The organism is Duganella sp. P38, assembly GCF_050859475.1.
Taxonomy (GTDB): domain Bacteria; phylum Pseudomonadota; class Gammaproteobacteria; order Burkholderiales; family Burkholderiaceae_D; genus Rugamonas.
Window position 1 is genome coordinate 5,215,556 of the sequence record NZ_CP193936.1, and the last position, 16,368, is coordinate 5,231,923.

The following is a 16,368-nucleotide window of genomic DNA, read 5'->3' on the forward strand; positions in this document are numbered from 1 at the left end:
GGATATCCCCTGAAGAGACGAACGGGAGCCCGGTCCGGGACACAACCGGTCGTCCCGGCAGCGATACCAGCCGGGCAAGACGGGTTATTTGCTGCTGCGCGAGCCGAGCAGCTTGGAGATGCCGTAGCCGGCGGCGGCGGCCACCAGCACCGAGATCAGCGGGTTGGCGCTGACACGGGTGCGGCTCGATTCGGTGAAGTTTTTGTAGGTTTCCACCACTTGCCTGCCGCGTACGGCCAGGCGGTCCGAGGCGCTTTCCGCGGTGTCGGCTACCTTGTCAACGCCGGTGTGGGCTTGCTTGGCCAGGCGTTCGGTCGCTGGCGGGATTTTTTCTGCGACCTGGTCGATTTTGGCGTGGGCGTCCGCGCGCAGGTCCTTGCCGATTTGGGTGACGCCGTCGCGGGTGTTGTTGAGTTTGCTGTCGATGCTGTTATCCATGATGCGATCCTCTCGTTAGGGTTTGCGGTGAACTGCCACGATAAGCGCATCTGCCGTGCTTGACCGTGCGGGAGCGCACTTTTAACAAAATGGCTTCCTATGTGAAATGGCACACGGACGCGACCGCCTTATCAGCGCATGCTAAATGTGACGCATAGACCTTTTGGAGAGCGGCATGTTCCCTATTTCTTCCCTGACACCGTCGGCGGCGACGGAATTGCAACCGGTTAATCGCGCGGCAGAAGCGGCGGCGGTCAACAGCGCCACCATCAACGCCGTGGGTTCGGCGCTGGATGCGCCGCCTGCGGCGTCGGTGCAGGTGGACCTGTCGCCGGTGGCCAGTTTCCTGCTGACAGTGACCAATGCGCAGCAGCAGCTTGCTCAAGCGCAAGGCACACAGGCACAGCGGGCCGATTCGGTGAATGCTGCCGTGCAGAACGTAGTCGATGCGTTCAATTTGCTGCCGACCGTGGACTTCGACCAGGGGCAGCCGCTGGAGGCGTCGCTGCTGAACAATCTGGTCAACAGCCTGAACCAGCAGAACAATGATGGCGCCAATACGCAGGCGCAGAATCTGGCGCGGCTGGGGCTGACCTTGCAGCCGCCGCTGCTGTCGGACTTGACCGGCGGCCTGTCGCTGGAGCCGGAGCTGTTGCGCGCGGCGTTCGGCGCCAATGACCGGCAGACCACCGATACCTTGCAGAATACGCTGAACAGTTTCCGCGATCAGGCGACGCAGTTTGCCGAGCGCCTGGCGGCGGCCGGCAGTTCGCAGATTCCGGGCTTGAATCCGTTCCAGCAACCGGCGCTGACGCCGGCCGATCTGGCCGCCAATGCGCGCCTCAGCCTGGCGCGCGCGGAGATCGATAACCTGTCGCAAAATCCGCTGCCCGAGACGGCGGCCGACCGCCTCGCCGCACAGCGGGCCGAGCTGGAGCAGCCGACCAACGCGCAACAGCCGCAGACGCCCTCGCCCATCGTCAATCAGCAACTGACCGCCCAGCAGCAGGCGCAGCAGGCGCTGGACGCGCAGGCCGCTGCGGACCAGCAGGCACAGGCGACGCTGCAAGCCAACGCCCAGCAGGCGCTCAATGCCCAGGCGACCCAGCAGGTCAACGCGCAGCTGCAAGCCAACCAGCTCGCCGCAGGGCAGGCGCAACAGGCCCAGACGCCGCAACAAGCTTTGCAGGCGCAAGCCGCACAGCAAGCGCAGGCGACACAGCAAGGCCAGCAGGCGCAAGCCGCACAGCAGGCGCAGCAGGCGCAACAAGCCAATCAGTTGAATGCCGCGCAGCGGCGCAGCAGCAAGCACAACAGGCGCAGCAAGTTCAGCAGGCGACCGAGCAGCTACAAGGAGCGCAACTGGCGCAGGCCGATCAGGCCGCCGACGCACAGCGCGCGCAGTTGCTGCAAGCCGCCACCCAGCAAGCCAACCTAACGCAAGCCCAGCAAACCCAGGCCGCGCTGAACCGCCAGACCCAGCTCGACCAGGCCGAAGCCGCGCAGCAGGCGCAGCTCCAGCAGGCCGCGACCCAGCTGCAAAACTTCCAGCAAGCGCAGGCCGCAGGCGTCTCCTCGCTGCTACAGACCCAAGCGCTGAACCAGGCCGCCGCCGAACGCGCCCAGCAAGCCGCCGACGCCCAGGACGCCCAGCAGCTGAACGCCACCCAGTCGGCCCAACAGGCTGCCGCCACCCAAGCCGCCGCGCAGACGCAGGCTGCGGACGAGGCACAGGCCGCCGAACAGGCTCAGGCCGAGGAAACCGCCACGCAAACCGCTGCCGAACAAGCCCAGGCCGCCGCGCAGGCGCAGACCGCGCGCCAGCAAGCCACCGCCACCGTCAACAGCGCCACCACCGCCGCACAGCAAGCGCAACAGCAGGCAGTGGCGGCGCAAAACGCCGCACAGAGCGTCAACATCCCGGCCAACGCCACGCAGGCGCAGCAGGCCGAGGCGGCACAGGCCGCCGCCGCCCAGGTAGCCATCGCCAACGCCGCCGCGCAATCGGCCGCCGTGCAGGCGCAAGCCGCGCAGAACGCCGCCGACGCCATGGCCGCCCAGAACGCCGCCGCCAATGCCGCCGCCGCACAGGCGCGCCCGGCGCAGAACAACACCCGCAACCCGGACGCCGCCACCACCGCGGCGACGGTCGCCGCGCAACAGGCTGCCGCCGCGCAGGAAACCGCGTCCAGCCCGGCAGCGGCCAACGCCGCCGCAGCCGACGCCTCGCAACAGGCAGCCGCAGCCGCCAACGCCGCCCAGCAAGCGGCCGCCGCCCAAGCCGCAGCCCAGGCCGAGCAAACCAACGCGGCGCAAGTGGCTGCCGCCCAGGCCGCAAGCAACACGCCGGCCGACCTGCGCAGCAACCCGGCGCTGGCCGCGGCCATTGCCGCCTACAACATCAACGACGTGGCCGGCACCAACGCCCGCGCCGTCCAGGCCGCCCAGTCGGCCATCCCGCGCGTGGCTGCCGTCAGCGCCACCAACGCCACACGCGGCATCGGCAACGCACCGTAAGCTCCCGCATCAGGCAGCCGCCCCACACTGGGGCGGCATGCACCAAATTAAATTCTGAACGACTGTGGTTTATCGGCCCAACTCGCACGATAATATTCTCGTTTTTTGAGGATAATCACCGGACTATAGTTATTCAGGAGATCGCATGAAATCGAAGCTCACCGTCGCCGCCCTGGCCTTGCTGGCAGCCTATGGCTCCCAGGCCCAGGACACCATTGTCAAAATCGGCCACAGCGGCCCGTTGTCCGGCGCCCAGGCCTTTGCCGGCAAGGACAATGAAAATGGCGCCCGCCTGGCGGTGGAAGAGCTCAATGCCAAGCCGATCACGGTGGCCGGCAAAAAGCTCAAGTTCGAACTGCTGTCGGAAGACGACCAGGGCGATCCGAAAGCCGGCATGGCGGCCGCCCAGAAGCTGATCGACAAAGGCGTGCGCTACGTGGTCGGCCCGTACAACTCGGGCGTCGCCATCCCGGCCTCGCGCGCCTACAACGACGCCGGCGCGCTGATCGCCAGCGTCGCCACCAACCCCAAGCTTACGCAGCAGGGCTACAAGGGCCTGTACCGCATCAACGCCAGCGACACCCAGCTCGGCTCCAAGATGGCGCTGTACGCGGCCAATGAGCTGAAGCTAAAAACCGTGGCAGTCATCGACGACCGCACCGCATTCGGCCAGGGCGTGGCGGAAGAATTCAAGAAGCAGGCCCGCGCCGCCGGCATGACCGTCGTCGGCCACGAATTCACCAACGACAAGGCGTTCGACTTCACCGCCATCCTGACCAAGCTGAAAACCAAGAACGTGCAGGCGATCTTCTTTGGCGGCTACGCGCCGCAGGGCGCACCGATGGCGCGCCAGATGAAACAGCTGGGCATCAGCGCCAGGCTGCTCGGCGGCGACACCATCTGCACCGCCGAAATGGGCAAGCTCGGCGGCGACGCCGTCGGCGACAACGTGCTGTGCTCGCAGGGCGGCGCGATTCTGGACAAGGCGGCGGCCGGCCCCGGCTTCAAGGCCAGGTTCAAGGCCCGCTTCAAGCAGGACGCCGACGTCTACGCCGCCGCCTACTACGACGCCACCATGATGTATGCAAACGCCATGCGGCAGGCCGATTCGACCGACCCGCAAAAGGTGCAGCAGGCCATCAGCGCCGGGGCCTATCAGGGCGTGGCCGGCACCTATGCCTTCGACGCCAAGGGCGACATGAAGCAGTCGCCGGTGACCATCTTCAGCTTCAAGGGCGGCCAGCCGGTTGCGCTGACGAGCTATTAAGCCGGTCGACCAGCGCAATCAGGCGGTCGAAGGCCTGCCGCGCGCCCGCGCAGGCCTGTCCGATCTGGCGCTCGCTGGTCACCGCGCCGCGCAGCGCGGCCAGGAACTGCTGCCAGCGCGGACCGGGTGCACCGGTGCCGCGCAGGTACGCCAGCGGATGCGGCGCCAGCCGCGCCGCCAGCCGCTTGTACAGCACCGCGCCGCCCAGCTGCGAACCTTCCATCACATACGCCACGCCCCAGCGGTAAGCCTCGTCGTCGAGCGGCGGCCATGGCGCGGACGCCAGCGCCGGCGCCGGCGGCAGCCCGGCCAGCGCCGGATGCGCCAGGTCGGCGCGGATCAGCGACAGGTAATCGCGCGCCGGCAGGCCGTGCCGCGCGCCGTCGTCGTGGCGCGCCAGCAGCGGCTGCAACGGCGCCAGCCACGCTTCCAGCAGGTGCAGGTGGTCGCGGTAGGCGCGCAGGTCGGGCGCGGCGGCGGCCAGCGGCGTGCGGGTGTCGAGCTCGGCATGGCGCTCGGCGGTCGCGCTCCGCAAGGCGGTCAAGACATCCAAATCGTTCCCCTGATTCAACATGATTTAATGATTGTACACACGCCCAAGGGCGCACGGTACGCAATAGCCCACTCGCGGATCGTCATGCTCAGGTAGAATTTCCGTATTCACAACCGTTTGCCCATGAACGATATCACCACACCAGACTGTTCCGTCCTGCTGATCGACGACGAAGCCATGGCCGAAGACCTGATCGGCTTCCATCTGTCGCGCCAGGACGGCATCCGCCTGCGCTACGACAACCGCGCCGAGCAGGCTGGCGCCCTGTGCCGCGAAATCGCGGCGACCGTGGTGCTGGTCGACCTGCGCATGCCGGGCGCGGACGGCTTCGACGTGATCCGCATGCTGCGCGCGGCGCCGGACACCGAACACGTGCCGATCATCCTGCTGTCGTCCGAGGACGACGCCGACATCAAGGCGCGCGCCTTCGCGCTCGGCGCCAACGACTACCTGGTCAAATGGCCGGACGCGCGCGAACTGGAGGCGCGCATCCGCTACCACAGCGCCGCCTACCAGGCGCGCTGCCAGCGCGACGCCGCCTTCCTCGAACTGCGCCAGCGCGAGGAGGAACTGCGCGCCAGCCAGGCGGCGCTGCACCAGTCGCAGAAGATGGAGGCCATCGGCCAGCTGACCGGCGGCGTGGCGCATGACTTCAACAATGTGTTGCAGATCATCGGCGGCAACCTGCAACTGGTAAAGATGATCGGCGGCGTCAATCCGCAAGGCCTGGCGCGCATCGAGAATGCATTGGGCGGCGTCGAGCGCGGCGCGCGGCTGGCGCAGCACCTGCTGGCGTTCGCGCGCCGCCAGCCGCTGCAGAACGCGGTGGTGGCGCTGCAGCCGGTGCTGGCCAATATGGAGGACATGCTGCGCCGCGTGCTCGGTCCGCGCGCGGTGGTCATCACCGACATCGCGCCGCGGCTGTGGAACACCGAGGTCGACATCGGCCAGCTCAACAACGTCATCCTCAACCTGGCGATCAATGCGCGCGACGCCATGAACGGCGAAGGCACGCTGACCATCCGCGCGCGCAACCTGCCGGCCGGCTCGCCGCTGCCCGACAACCATGGCGACAGCGGCGCCGATTACGTGCTGATCGAAATCGCCGACACCGGCGAAGGCATGCCGGAGGAAGTGCGCCAGCGCGCGTTCGAGCCGTTCTTCACCACCAAGCCGACCGGCCAGGGCACCGGGCTGGGCCTGAGCATGGCGTATGGCTTCGTCAAGCAGTCCGGCGGCGAAATCGCGCTGCAAAGCACGGTCGGCCACGGCACCTGCGTGCAGATCTGCCTGCGCCGCTGCGACGGCGTGCCGGCCGCCCACGCGCCGGCGCCGATGGCGCCGCTCAGCGGCGGCGTCGAAACCATCCTGGTGGTGGAGGATGAGGAGGACGTGCGCACCTCGACCGTCGACCTGCTGGCGGCGCTGGGCTACCAGGTGCTGAGCAGTCCCGACGCCGAACAGGCGGCGCGGCTGATCGAAGGCGGCGCGAGCATCGACCTGCTGTTTACCGACGTCATCATGCCGGGCAAGGTCAGCAGCCTGGAACTGAGCCAGCTGGTGCAGCGCAAGCTGCCGCGCGCCAAGGTGTTGTTCACGTCGGGCTATGCGGAAGGGGTGCTGGCGCACGACGGCAAGCTGCCGCCGGGGGTGCACCTGCTGCACAAGCCCTACACCGCCGAGGTGCTGAGCGCGCGCATCCGCCACCTGCTGCGCAGGGACGCGCCCGTTACTGCGGCTTGATGTAGCGGTGCGAGCCTGGCGGCGGCTCGTTGAGCACCGCCCAGAAGATGCCGAGGTCGGCGATGGCGCGGACGAATTCCTTGAAATCGACCGGCTTGACCACGTAGGCGTTGACGCCCAGTTCATAGCTGCGCACCAGGTCCTGCTCTTCCTTGGACGAGGTCAGCATCACCACCGGCATGCTTTTCATCGCCGCCGACTGGCGGATCTCGGCCAGCACTTCCAGGCCGTCCACCTTCGGCAGCTTCAGGTCCAGCAGCACCACGGCCGGATTGCCCTGCTCGCGGCTGGCGTAGGCGCCGCGCGCGTTCAGGTAGTCCAGCGCCTCGGCGCCGTCGCGCACCACGATCACTTCATTGGCCAACTGGCTGCGCTCCAGCGCGATCAGGGTCAGCTCCAGATCATTGGGATTATCTTCTACCAGCAAGATAGGCTTTAACATACGTACTCTCAATCATGATTGGGCAAGGCGAACGAAAACGTTGCGCCCTCTCCCGGCACGGAAGTGGCCCAGACCCGGCCACCATGGCGCTCGATGATACGGCGCACATTGGCCAGGCCGATGCCGGTGCCCTGGAAATCTTCCATGCGGTGCAGGCGCTGGAATACGCCGAACAGTTTGTGCGCGTACTCCATGTTGAAGCCGACGCCATTGTCGGCCACGTGGAACACAGTCTCGCCCGGCAACTGCTCGCTGCTGATGCGGATCACGGCCGGATCGCTCTTGCCGGTGAACTTGACTGCGTTCGACAGCAGATTATACAGCGCCAGTTGCAGGAAGGCCGGATCGGCGTCGACCTCCGGCAGCGGGCCGACCTGCCAGTCGACGCGGTGCGGCGGCAGGTCCGGCGCCAGCTTGTCGATGCAGCCCTGCACCAGGTCGCTCATGCGCACGCGGATCGGCCGCAGCGCGGCGCGCCCCATCTGCGAGAAACTCAGCAGGTCGTCGACCAGCTTGCCGGCCAGCCGCGCCGCGTCCTTGATGTTGGCCAGGAAGCGCTGGCGCCGTTCGGCGTTGTCGCTGCCGGCCGTCTCCATCAGCAGGTCGGCGAAGCCGACGATGTGGCGCAGCGGCGCGCGCAGGTCGTGCGACACCGAATACGAAAACGCCTCCAGCTCCTTGTTGGCGCGGCCCAGCTCCTCGGCCAGGTCGGCCATCTGCTCGGCGCGTTCGAGCGCGATGCCGACCAGCGCCGTGCGGAACTCCACCGCCAGTTCGACCTCGCCGTCGCGCCACGGCACGCTGGTGCCGTGTATGGTCTGGCGCCACAGCTGGAAGCTGGTGCGCGGCGACAGCTGGCCGTCCGCCGCCTGCTTGCCGTCCGGGCGGCCGGCCCAGTCGATGTGGTAGACGTGCTCGGGGCGGAACCACAGCAGGTAGTGCTGGTGGATGCGCGAAATCTGCATCGCCAGCAGGCCGCTGGCGCTGTCGGCGAAGTCGGCCGCCGGCGGATACTGCGCCGACAAATGGGCGCTGTGGAACACCTCCTGGTGCACCTGGGCGCCCAGCCACGCGGCCAGCGCGCCGATCTGCTGATCGGACGGCGTGTCGCCGAAGGCGATCAGGCGGTCGTCGATGACGATGGCGACGCCGCCGGCGCGGCCGAAATGCAGCAGCTCGGGCAGCACGCTGCGCAGGTTCTCGATGAAGTCGGCGCCCTGGGTCAGGCCGCCGAGGATGCGCACCATCGAGCGCCGCACCTCGAGCCGGAACTGCAGTTCGTCGGCGTCGCAGCGGTTCTTGATGTGCAGCGCCAGGATCTGGCCCAGCTGCTCGCAGACGGTGCGCTGGTGGAAGCTGAGCAGGCGCGGCGCGGCGTGGTGGCAGGAAATCAGCCCCCACAGCTTGCCCTTGATGACCAGCGACACCGACATCGACGCCAGCGTGCCCATGTTGCGCATGTATTGCAGATGCACCGGCGAGACGCTGCGCAGGGCCGAGAACGACAGGTCGTTGATCTTGCCGGTCAGCGGGTTGTGCGGCGGCGTCAGCCTGGACGGCATGTAGCCGGCGTCCTGGATCATGCGCACGCGGTTGGCCACGTACAGCTCGCGCGCACTGGCGCGGGATGTCGCTGGCCGGGAAGCGCTGGCCGAGGTAGCTGTCGTAGCCGTCGGCCAGCGACTCGGCCAGCACGTTGCCGTGGCCGTCCTCGTCAAAGCTGTACACCAGCACGCGGCCGAAGCCGGTCAGCGCGCGGATCTCCGCCGCCGCCAGTGCACACAAGGCGGCGATGGTGTCGGCCTCGGTGATCTTGTTGAGGAAATCGCCCACCAGCGGATACAGCTGTTGCAGGTCGGCGCCGTAGCTGCCGTGCGCCGGCTCGAACTCCAGCATCACCAGCCCGTCCCAGGCGTGGGCCAGCACGTCGAACGGCGCGCCGCCCTGGCTGATGGTGGCCAGATAGGCCGGCCGCTCGCGCAGCGCCCCGGCCAGCAGCGGCGCCAGCGTGGCGGCGCCGGCTTCGCCGATGACGTCGGCCAGCGGCCGGCCCAGCGCCTGCTGCGGCGCCAGGCCGGTCAGTTGCGCCAGGTTGTCGCTCACCTGCAGCACCTGCAGCGCCACGCCCGGCGCCAGCGCCAGCAGGAAGCCATGCGGTTGCACCGCGCCGGGTGTGCGGATCGGTTCGCGTTCGCAGCTGGTGAGGTCGATGGCGGTGCTGTCCTGGGGCATGGCTGGGGACGGAAAAAATCCGGAATTATCAGGCCTGCATCATACCAAGTTCTGCGGTAAACCGACGCACCGGTGTCTAGCCGCCGCGCACATCGTCGAGCAGCGGCACCGCCGCCAGCAACAGCAGGGCCAGCGCCAGCGGCACCGTGGCGCTGAAGCCGAGATACTGAAAACCGACCGCGCCGGCCAGGCCGCCGCCCAGGAACATCGCCAGCAGGGAACTGAGCAGCGACAAGCGGCGGCGGTCGGCGGTGACGCGGCCATCGGCGCCGGCGTCGCGGTTCCAGTACAGCAGCTTGCCCAGCTCGATGCCGATGTCGGTCACCAGGCCGGTGACGTGGGTGGTGCGGATTTCCGAGCGCGAGGCCTTGCTGACGATGGCGTTTTGCAGCCCCATGACAAAGCACAGCAGCGCCACGGTGGCGGCGATATGGCCGTGCGCCGCCAGCCGCGCGCCCAGCAAGCCGAACGCCAGCAGCAGCGCCGCCTCCAGCAACAGCGGCAGCGCGCAGCGGCTATGGGCGGCGCGCCGCCGGCCCCAGTTGATCAGGATGGCCGAGGTGGCGGCGCCGAGAAAGAAGGCCAGCAGCGAGCCGAGGCCGGCCAGCAGCAGCGTGAACTTGCCCAGCACCAGGTTGTCGGCCAGCGCCGACACCACGCCGGACATATGCGAGGTATATTCCCCCACGGCAAAAAACCCGCCGGCGTTGACCGCGCCGGCCACGAACGCCAGCGAGCGGCCGAGCCGGCGGTTGCCGACGTCGTCGCGTTGCGGGCTGGCGTAGCTGCGCAGGTAGTGCATCGGCATGGAGGCCTCGGGGTGGGGGCAAGCCTCCAACATATACTAGTAGACCGTCTCCGGCAACACAGCGCGTGCGATCCCATCGCGCACATCAATCACGCGCGGCTGGAATTTGCCCAAACTCATCTTGAAGTAGGCCTGGCCCTCCTTCCACGCGGTCGGCAGCACCATCAGGGCCTGGAAGGAACTCGGCTGCTCGTCGTGGGTAGCGAAAATCGGCCGCGTGCCGGCCAGCACGATGGCCTGCAAGGGATCGCCGCTGTCGATTTCCACGTGGTGGCCGCGCACCGACATTTCATGGATGTCGCCGGTCACGGTTTCCACCGTAGCGGTGCCGACCGCGCTGCCGTTGACGCGGTTGATCACCAGGTTCAGGCGCAAGGACGGACGGCCCAGGGTGGCGCTGTGGATTTCGTAGACGGCAGCAAATAATTGACTCATGGCAATTCCTAAAGTGAAGATGTGTAACAGGTCGCCACTGTAGGTCTTGCGCTGAAATCTTTCCTTCCGATTACCTTCGGATTGCCAAGCCTTTGTTTCTTAAAGGATTTTAACGACGCGGCAAGACCCAGTCAGGCCGCACGTAATGGCAGGTGTAGCCATTGGGAATGCGTTGCAGGTAGTCCTGGTGCTCCGGTTCGGCCTCCCAGAACGGCCCTGCGGGCGCCAGCTCGGTCACCACTTTGCCCGGCCACAGGCCCGAGGCGTTGACGTCGGCGATGGTGTCTTCGGCCACCGCCTTCTGTTCGGCGCTGGCATAAAAGATGGCCGAACGATAACTCGTGCCGAGGTCGTTGCCCTGGCGGTTGGGCGTGCTGGGGTCATGGATCTGGAAGAAAAATTCCAGGATCTTGCGGTAGCTGGTGACGGCCGGATCGAACACGATCTCGATCGCCTCCGCGTGGCTGCCATGGTTGCGGTAGGTGGCGTTGGCCACATCGCCGCCGCTGTAGCCGACCCGGGTGCTGACCACGCCCGGCATTTTGCGGATCAAATCCTGCATGCCCCAGAAGCAGCCGCCGGCCAGTATCACTTTTTCGGTCGTCATATTTCATTCCTTTCCATAAACGTTCTTACTCAATTTGGAGACAGATGCATATTTCTTCAAGCAAACGAAGGAAATCCCTCTATAATTGACGCCAGGAAAGCCATTCAGCTTCCGCCCCGCGTGCCCCCCAGTTTGTCGCGCTTCCCTATCTCCCGGCCTGGACCCAGCCGAACGTCGTTTCACCTTTCGTTCACTATCATGGACCAGACCAATTCTATCCAACGTATTTTAGTCGTCGACGACAATAGCGCAGCGGCCGACATTTCGGCCGAGCTGCTGGAACTGCACGGCTATCGCACCGCCGTCGCCTATGCCGGCCTGCCCGGCCTGGAGGCGGTGCGCACGTTCCAGCCGCACGCGGTGCTGCTCGACCTCGGCATGCCCGGCATGGATGGCTACCAGGTGGCGGCCGCGCTGCGCGCCGTGCCGGACTTCGACGATGTGGCGCTGATCGCCTTCACCGCCTGGGGCGACGTGCTGACCCGCCAGCGCGTGGCCGATACCGGCTTCGACGAGCACGTGATCAAGCCGGCCAATCTGGACCGCATCCTGGCCGCCGTCGGCAACGCGCTGGCCAAGCGCCAGCAGCGGGCCGCCCCGGCGGTCGATGCCGCCTCCTGATTATTTCAACAGCACCCGGCCGAAGCCGGTATCGGTGCGCTCGCCCGCCTGTCCCGCCTGGTAGGCGAAGCGGCAAGTCTGCAAATAGGCCGCGGCCTGCCCGGCCAGCGCCGGCGGCTGGCCGTTCGGCTCGGCCACCACGCGCCGCGGCGCGCCGTCGGCGTCCAGCAGGAAGCGCAGCAGCATGCCGTCGGCGCCGCTCGGGCGCTGGTCGGCCTCGCGGAAGCCGGCAAACCGGTCCGACGGCGCGCAGCTATCCTTGACCAGCAGCGGCCGCGCGGCCGGCGCGTCGCTGAACTGCCATACATATTGCAGCGCGAACACGGCGCCCTCGCGCGCCTCGGCCAGCCCCGGCTTGAACACGCAGCGGGCGATGCCGGCCACGGCGGCGGCGTCGAGTATGCCCCAGCCGCTGCTGTGGGTAACGGCCGGGCGCAGCACCTTGCCGTCCTCGCCGATCTGAAAGCGCACCGTGGTGGCGCCGGTGATTTCATAGCGGACCGCCTCGGCCGGCCACTGCGGCTGGGCACAGCTGGCGGGGCTGACCAGCGCCGCGAACGGCGCCTGGCGCGGCCCCGGCTGGGCGGCGCGGCTGCCGAGGTTGATGACGGCGAAGATCACGCAAACGGCGGCAAGCGCCAGCAATTTCTGGTTCATGCCGCGATCATAGCGCGCTTATTTGGCGGCGGCCAGTTGCAGCGCGCCGGCGGTCTTGTAAAATTGCCGCGCCAGCACCTCAACCACGGACCACCATGCCCCACCCTGCCCATGCTTAGCCGCGAGATCGAAATCTTCCGCGTGGTAATGACCACCGGCTCGGCCACCAAGGCCGCCCGGCTGATGCAGCTGACGCAGCCGGCCGTGAGCCAGTCGCTGCGCCGGCTGGAAAAATCGGCCGGGCTGGCGCTGTTCGAGCGCGGCGGCGGCAAGCTGCAACCGACGCCGGAGGCACGCGCGCTGCTGGCCGAGGTGGAGCGCCATTTTGTCGGCCTGGAGGTGATCGAACAACGGCTGCGCTCCCTGCGGCGCTTCAGCGAGGGCCGCGTGCGCGTCGCCAGCTTTCCCGGCATCGGCGTCGGCTTCCTGCCGCGCGTGCTGGCCGACCTGACGCGCGAGCGCGAACGCACGCTGGTGTCGCTGCAAATCATGGGGTCGGCCGAGGTGCGCAAGCGCATCCTCGCCAACGAGGCGGAGCTGGGCGTGGTGGCCGACGACGTTTCCACCAACGGCATCGAGGCGACGCTGTTCGCCCATTACTTCGGCGTGGTCGCCCTGCCCGCCGGCCACGCGCTGGCGCGCCACAAGCGCATCACGCCGGCCATGCTAGCGCGCCATCCGTTCATCGCGCTCAATCCCGAGGACAGCGTCAGCCTGCGGCTGGAGCGCATCTGCCGCCAGCACGGGGTGGAGCTGAACACGGTGGTCGAGTGCCCGTTCACCATCAGCCAGTGCGAGCTGGTGCGCAACCAGGTCGGCGTCGCCATCGTCAACCCGGTTACCGCCTGCGACTACCTGCACGCGGGCCTGGTGTTCCGGCCGTTCTCCGAGCAGCTGACCTATACCGCGCTGACCGTGCGCCCGGCCGGCCAGCCGGCGTCGTCTTTCGTGCGGCTGCTGCTGGGCGCCATGCGCAAGCGGCTGGAACGCGATATGCACACGCTGGCGCAGGCGATGGCGGCCGGCGACGCCGCCGGCCCGCTGCACAGCTTTGCCCATCTCAGCGGCGGTGAAACTGCTTGACCAGTTCGCGGAAATTGTTCACCGTGACTGATTTTTCGCGCGGCCGCGTGATCAGCGCGATGGCCGTGCCCAGGTCCTTGTTGCTGATGTCCTGGTAAGTCACGCCCTCGGCGCGGAACTGGCCGATCGATTCCGGGATGATGGCCACGCCGAAGCCCGCCGCCGCCATGTTCACGCCGGACGAAATCTGCGGCGACTCCATCCCGATCTTCGGCGAAAAGCCGGCCGCATGGCAGGCGCTGATGATGGCGTCGTACAGCTCCGGCCCGATCGCGCGCGGATACAGGATGAAGGGATCGGCGGCCAACTGCTTCAGGTCGATGGTGCGGCGCCGCCCGAGCGCGTGGCCGCTGGGCAGCACGGCAATCATCTTCTCCTGCAGCAGCGGCGTGACAATGGCGTCGCCGCAGTCCAGCGGCAGGCGGATCATGGCGCAATCGACCTGGGCGTCGGCCAGCTTGCCCACCAGCGCGGCGGCGTTGCTCTCCTCGGTGCGGATCTTGACGCCCGGATAATCCTCGCGGAAGCGGCGCAGCAGCCGCGCCACCGTCGGATGGAACACGGTGGAGCCGGCGAAGCCGATCGACAGGTGGCCGCTCTCGCCGCGCGCCGCCATCTTGACGTGTTCCAGCGCGTCGTTGGCGTCTTCCAGCACGCGCTGCGCGCGCTCCTTGAAGATGGCGCCGGCCTCGGTCAGCTCGACCCGGCGCGGGTGGCGGATGAACAGCTTGGTGCCGATCTCGCGTTCCAGCTTGATGATCTGCTGGCTCAACGGCGGCTGCGCGATGCCCAGCCGCTCGGCCGCCACGGTGAAATGCAAGTGCTCGGCCACCGCCAGGAAATAGCGCAACTGGCGAAATTCCATATTTTTCCCTTATTTATGCTTATCTCAAAAAACGCCGCGAAACGGCGTATCGATATCTTTTTCGTCTTGAAGAGACTGGCACGAAATATTGGATTTGCGGGCGCCGCTCTCTTAACCTGTCTCCATGCTGAAGAATCTGATCACCACGACCGCCGCCAAGGCCAATCTGCTGGAAGGGATGCGCGCCGCCTCGGCCTCCGCCCTGATGCTGCTGCTGGGCTGCGCGCTGAACGTGCCGGATTTCTCGTGGGCCGCCATCGGCGCCTTCTGGACCTCGCTGGCCACCGCGCCGGACACCGCGCGCAGCCGGCTGGCGTCGATGCTGTCGTTCGCGCTGCTCTCCACCGTCGGCGGCGCGCTGGTCACCTACACCGCCTCGCTGAGCGCCACCGCCGGCGCGCTGGCGATCCTGATCTTCGTCACGCTGGCCGGCCTGACCCGCATCTGGGGCGACCGTCCTTACCAGGTGGCGATCCTGGCCGCCACCGCCTGCGTGGTGATGATCGACCATCCGTCGGCAGCGTCCGGCCACATGGGCTACCTCGGCCTGTACCTGCTGGGCTGCCTGTTCGCCACCGCCCTGAGCATGCTGATCTGGCAGATCCGTCCGTTCGCGCCGGAACCGCAGCACACCACCTGGCAACAAGCGGCCGAGCGAACCGTGCGCGAGGCGCTGGCGACGCTGCGCGAGCATGCCTCGCGCTCGAGCGACGGCATGCACTTCGCGCTGCGGCTCGGCATCGCCACCACCGCCGCCTACCTCACCGTCCACATGCTGCAACTGCCGTGCGGCTACTGGGCCACCATGGCGGTGCTGCTGATCTTGCAGCCGTCCGCCTCGGGCACGCTGCCGCGCAGCCTGGAACGCGCGGCCGGCACCGTGGTCGGCACGCTGATCGCGGTGGCCATCGGTGGCCTGGCGCAAACGCCGCTGCAGATCGCGCTGGCGGTGTTCCCGCTGATCGGCCTGACGATGGCCTTGCGCCCGGTCGGCTACAGCGTATTCGTGGCCTTCCTGACGCCGTCGTTCATCCTGGTGGCCGATTACGCGATGCCGGCCATCGACTACAGCTACGCGCTGGCGCGGCTGGAGAACAACCTGCTGGGCAGCGCCATCGCCATCGCCGCGACGCTGACCTTGTGGCCGCTGACCGAGCGCTTCAAGAAATAAACGCGCGCCGCAGTCCGACAGGCAAATCGGCGTCGTCCTACGCCGCCTGCGCGGCGCGCTGGCTATGATGGAAGTCCCAGCAGTCTGACGCCAGGAGACATCGCCATGTTTGCACTCAAAAAACTCAGCCCGACCATCACCGACATGATCCGCTTCGATCACTCGCATGTGCTGGTCACTTTCCACCAGTACACGGCCGATGCCAGGCCCAAGGTCAAAAAGGCGCTGGCCGAAACCATCTGCGACGCGCTGGAAATCCACGCCACGCTGGAGGAGGAACTGTTCTACCCGGCCATGCGCGGGATCGACAACGACGAGCCGGTGCTGCTGAAAAGCGTGCCGGAACATAACGAAATGCGCCGTCTCATCAGCGAGCTGCGCGCCACGCCGGCCACCGAGGTGCGCCACGCCCAGCTGCTGCAACAACTGATGCGCGACGTCATCCACCATGTGGCCGACGAGGAAACCGTGCTGCTGCCGCATGCCGAGCGCCTGCTGGGCAAGGACCGCCTCAGCGAGCTGGGCGTGGCGATGACCAAGCGCCGGCTGGAACTGGTCGGGCCCAAGGCAGGCAAGATCGCCATGGAAACCGCGGTTGGCTTCTCCGGCAGCACCGCTGCGCTGGTGCTGGGTGTGGTGGGTACGGCGGCAGCTGCGCTACTGTTGAGCAAGAGGGCCGCCAGGCCGGCGTGACGTCTGCCCCTTGTGCGGGAACGACGAGTGCCGCCCCTCGTCGTTCCCGCGAAGGCGGGAACCCATGCCGAGTATGCCGCAAGGTTGCAGGAATGCCTAAGTTGTATGGGTTCCCGCCTTCGCGGGAACGACGTGGGCAGGACAAATGTCACTGCAGATCGTGACGTTTGTCGGATGTGCGGCGGCCCGACGGTGCGTAGAATGTCTTTCATCGACACACAACACGCAGTACCTAA

17 protein-coding genes and 1 pseudogene are annotated in these 16,368 nt (G+C 67.3%); 8 read left to right on the top strand and 10 right to left on the bottom strand.

Annotated features, from left to right (window positions below; genetic code table 11):
• Positions 1 to 84: 84 nt before the first annotated feature.
• Positions 85 to 438: a hypothetical protein gene (locus ACRQ5J_RS24215; RefSeq protein ID WP_432380493.1), complete on the bottom strand. Its 354-nt coding sequence runs from the start codon at positions 436 to 438 to the stop codon at positions 85 to 87.
• A gap of 175 nt (positions 439 to 613) precedes the next feature.
• Between ACRQ5J_RS24215 and ACRQ5J_RS24220 the strand changes: the two genes are divergently transcribed.
• The 3 genes from ACRQ5J_RS24220 (at position 614) to ACRQ5J_RS24230 (ending at position 4,222) form a co-directional block, all read left to right on the top strand.
• A complete protein-coding gene (locus tag ACRQ5J_RS24220) occupies positions 614 to 1,876 on the top strand; it encodes a hypothetical protein (protein WP_432380494.1) in 1,263 nt (420 codons plus the stop codon).
• Positions 1,843 to 2,955, top strand: coding sequence for a hypothetical protein (locus ACRQ5J_RS24225; protein WP_432380495.1), 1,113 nt, complete (start codon positions 1,843 to 1,845; stop codon positions 2,953 to 2,955). The genes ACRQ5J_RS24220 and ACRQ5J_RS24225 overlap by 34 nt, the downstream gene beginning before the upstream one ends.
• 145 nt (positions 2,956 to 3,100) lie before the next feature.
• Positions 3,101 to 4,222 (top strand): branched-chain amino acid ABC transporter substrate-binding protein, encoded by a 1,122-nt coding sequence (locus tag ACRQ5J_RS24230; protein ID WP_432380496.1) that lies wholly within the window; start codon positions 3,101 to 3,103, stop codon positions 4,220 to 4,222.
• Here ACRQ5J_RS24230 and ACRQ5J_RS24235 read toward each other — a convergent pair.
• Positions 4,185 to 4,766 (bottom strand): biliverdin-producing heme oxygenase, encoded by a 582-nt coding sequence (locus ACRQ5J_RS24235; RefSeq protein WP_432380497.1) that lies wholly within the window; start codon positions 4,764 to 4,766, stop codon positions 4,185 to 4,187. The two genes, ACRQ5J_RS24230 and ACRQ5J_RS24235, sit on opposite strands and share 38 nt — an antisense overlap.
• A gap of 132 nt (positions 4,767 to 4,898) precedes the next feature.
• On the opposite strand from ACRQ5J_RS24235, the gene ACRQ5J_RS24240 reads away from it, so the two are divergent.
• Positions 4,899 to 6,518 (top strand): response regulator, encoded by a 1,620-nt coding sequence (locus tag ACRQ5J_RS24240; protein WP_432380498.1) that lies wholly within the window; start codon positions 4,899 to 4,901, stop codon positions 6,516 to 6,518.
• Here the strand turns inward: ACRQ5J_RS24240 and ACRQ5J_RS24245 are convergent.
• The 6 genes and pseudogenes from ACRQ5J_RS24245 to msrA all read right to left on the bottom strand — a co-directional run bounded on the left by ACRQ5J_RS24245 (position 6,505) and on the right by msrA (position 11,042).
• Positions 6,505 to 6,960: a response regulator gene (locus tag ACRQ5J_RS24245; protein ID WP_432380499.1), complete on the bottom strand. Its 456-nt coding sequence runs from the start codon at positions 6,958 to 6,960 to the stop codon at positions 6,505 to 6,507. The two genes, ACRQ5J_RS24240 and ACRQ5J_RS24245, sit on opposite strands and share 14 nt — an antisense overlap.
• An 8-nt stretch (positions 6,961 to 6,968) precedes the next feature.
• Complete coding sequence (locus tag ACRQ5J_RS24250) at positions 6,969 to 8,561, bottom strand: GAF domain-containing sensor histidine kinase (protein ID WP_432380500.1); 1,593 nt, start codon at positions 8,559 to 8,561, stop codon at positions 6,969 to 6,971.
• 334 nt (positions 8,562 to 8,895) lie between these two features.
• Positions 8,896 to 9,192, bottom strand: a pseudogene (locus ACRQ5J_RS24255) (ATPase); the annotation flags it as partial.
• Between the two features lie 76 nt (positions 9,193 to 9,268).
• A complete protein-coding gene (locus ACRQ5J_RS24260; RefSeq protein WP_432380501.1) occupies positions 9,269 to 10,000 on the bottom strand; it encodes a YoaK family protein in 732 nt (243 codons plus the stop codon).
• Between the two features lie 36 nt (positions 10,001 to 10,036).
• Entirely contained in the window at positions 10,037 to 10,435 is a 399-nt protein-coding gene (locus ACRQ5J_RS24265; protein WP_432380502.1) for a DUF1842 domain-containing protein, read from the bottom strand.
• Between the two features lie 109 nt (positions 10,436 to 10,544).
• A complete protein-coding gene (gene msrA / locus ACRQ5J_RS24270; RefSeq protein ID WP_432380503.1) occupies positions 10,545 to 11,042 on the bottom strand; it encodes a peptide-methionine (S)-S-oxide reductase MsrA in 498 nt (165 codons plus the stop codon).
• Positions 11,043 to 11,240: 198 nt separating this feature from the next.
• Here msrA and ACRQ5J_RS24275 point away from each other — a divergent pair, with 198 nt between their 5' ends.
• On the top strand, positions 11,241 to 11,663 hold the full coding sequence (locus ACRQ5J_RS24275; RefSeq protein WP_432380504.1) for a response regulator: 423 nt from the start codon (positions 11,241 to 11,243) through the stop codon (positions 11,661 to 11,663).
• Here ACRQ5J_RS24275 and ACRQ5J_RS24280 read toward each other — a convergent pair whose 3' ends face one another.
• Positions 11,664 to 12,320, bottom strand: a complete 657-nt coding sequence (locus ACRQ5J_RS24280) for an energy transducer TonB (protein WP_432380505.1) — start codon at positions 12,318 to 12,320, stop codon at positions 11,664 to 11,666.
• 111 nt (positions 12,321 to 12,431) lie between these two features.
• On the opposite strand from ACRQ5J_RS24280, the gene ACRQ5J_RS24285 reads away from it, so the two are divergent.
• Positions 12,432 to 13,403, top strand: coding sequence for a LysR substrate-binding domain-containing protein (locus ACRQ5J_RS24285; RefSeq protein ID WP_432380506.1), 972 nt, complete (start codon positions 12,432 to 12,434; stop codon positions 13,401 to 13,403).
• On the opposite strand, the gene ACRQ5J_RS24290 is transcribed toward ACRQ5J_RS24285, so the two are convergent.
• Complete coding sequence (locus tag ACRQ5J_RS24290) at positions 13,381 to 14,268, bottom strand: LysR family transcriptional regulator (protein ID WP_432380507.1); 888 nt, start codon at positions 14,266 to 14,268, stop codon at positions 13,381 to 13,383. The two genes, ACRQ5J_RS24285 and ACRQ5J_RS24290, sit on opposite strands and share 23 nt — an antisense overlap.
• 124 nt (positions 14,269 to 14,392) lie before the next feature.
• Between ACRQ5J_RS24290 and ACRQ5J_RS24295 the strand changes: the two genes are divergently transcribed.
• The gene (locus tag ACRQ5J_RS24295; RefSeq protein WP_432380508.1) at positions 14,393 to 15,439 is read left to right on the top strand and encodes an FUSC family protein; all 1,047 of its coding nucleotides are present in this window, start codon (positions 14,393 to 14,395) and stop codon (positions 15,437 to 15,439) included.
• Positions 15,440 to 15,544: 105 nt separating this feature from the next.
• Complete coding sequence (locus ACRQ5J_RS24300) at positions 15,545 to 16,132, top strand: hemerythrin domain-containing protein (protein ID WP_432380509.1); 588 nt, start codon at positions 15,545 to 15,547, stop codon at positions 16,130 to 16,132.
• Positions 16,133 to 16,368 lie beyond the last annotated feature (236 nt).

Bases quoted from the DNA above. Each gene is read 5' to 3' on its own strand.
- ACRQ5J_RS24215 (WP_432380493.1), bottom strand. From the start codon at position 438: ATGGATAACAGCATCGACAGCAAACTCAACAACACCCGCGACGGCGTC.
- ACRQ5J_RS24220 (WP_432380494.1), top strand. From the start codon at position 614: ATGTTCCCTATTTCTTCCCTGACACCGTCGGCGGCGACGGAATTGCAA.
- ACRQ5J_RS24230 (WP_432380496.1), top strand. From the start codon at position 3,101: ATGAAATCGAAGCTCACCGTCGCCGCCCTGGCCTTGCTGGCAGCCTAT.
- ACRQ5J_RS24240 (WP_432380498.1), top strand. From the start codon at position 4,899: ATGAACGATATCACCACACCAGACTGTTCCGTCCTGCTGATCGACGAC.
- ACRQ5J_RS24245 (WP_432380499.1), bottom strand. From the start codon at position 6,960: ATGTTAAAGCCTATCTTGCTGGTAGAAGATAATCCCAATGATCTGGAG.
- ACRQ5J_RS24260 (WP_432380501.1), bottom strand. From the start codon at position 10,000: ATGCCGATGCACTACCTGCGCAGCTACGCCAGCCCGCAACGCGACGAC.
- ACRQ5J_RS24265 (WP_432380502.1), bottom strand. From the start codon at position 10,435: ATGAGTCAATTATTTGCTGCCGTCTACGAAATCCACAGCGCCACCCTG.
- msrA (WP_432380503.1), bottom strand. From the start codon at position 11,042: ATGACGACCGAAAAAGTGATACTGGCCGGCGGCTGCTTCTGGGGCATG.
- ACRQ5J_RS24275 (WP_432380504.1), top strand. From the start codon at position 11,241: ATGGACCAGACCAATTCTATCCAACGTATTTTAGTCGTCGACGACAAT.
- ACRQ5J_RS24280 (WP_432380505.1), bottom strand. From the start codon at position 12,320: ATGAACCAGAAATTGCTGGCGCTTGCCGCCGTTTGCGTGATCTTCGCC.
- ACRQ5J_RS24285 (WP_432380506.1), top strand. From the start codon at position 12,432: ATGCTTAGCCGCGAGATCGAAATCTTCCGCGTGGTAATGACCACCGGC.
- ACRQ5J_RS24290 (WP_432380507.1), bottom strand. From the start codon at position 14,268: ATGGAATTTCGCCAGTTGCGCTATTTCCTGGCGGTGGCCGAGCACTTG.
- ACRQ5J_RS24295 (WP_432380508.1), top strand. From the start codon at position 14,393: ATGCTGAAGAATCTGATCACCACGACCGCCGCCAAGGCCAATCTGCTG.
- ACRQ5J_RS24300 (WP_432380509.1), top strand. From the start codon at position 15,545: ATGTTTGCACTCAAAAAACTCAGCCCGACCATCACCGACATGATCCGC.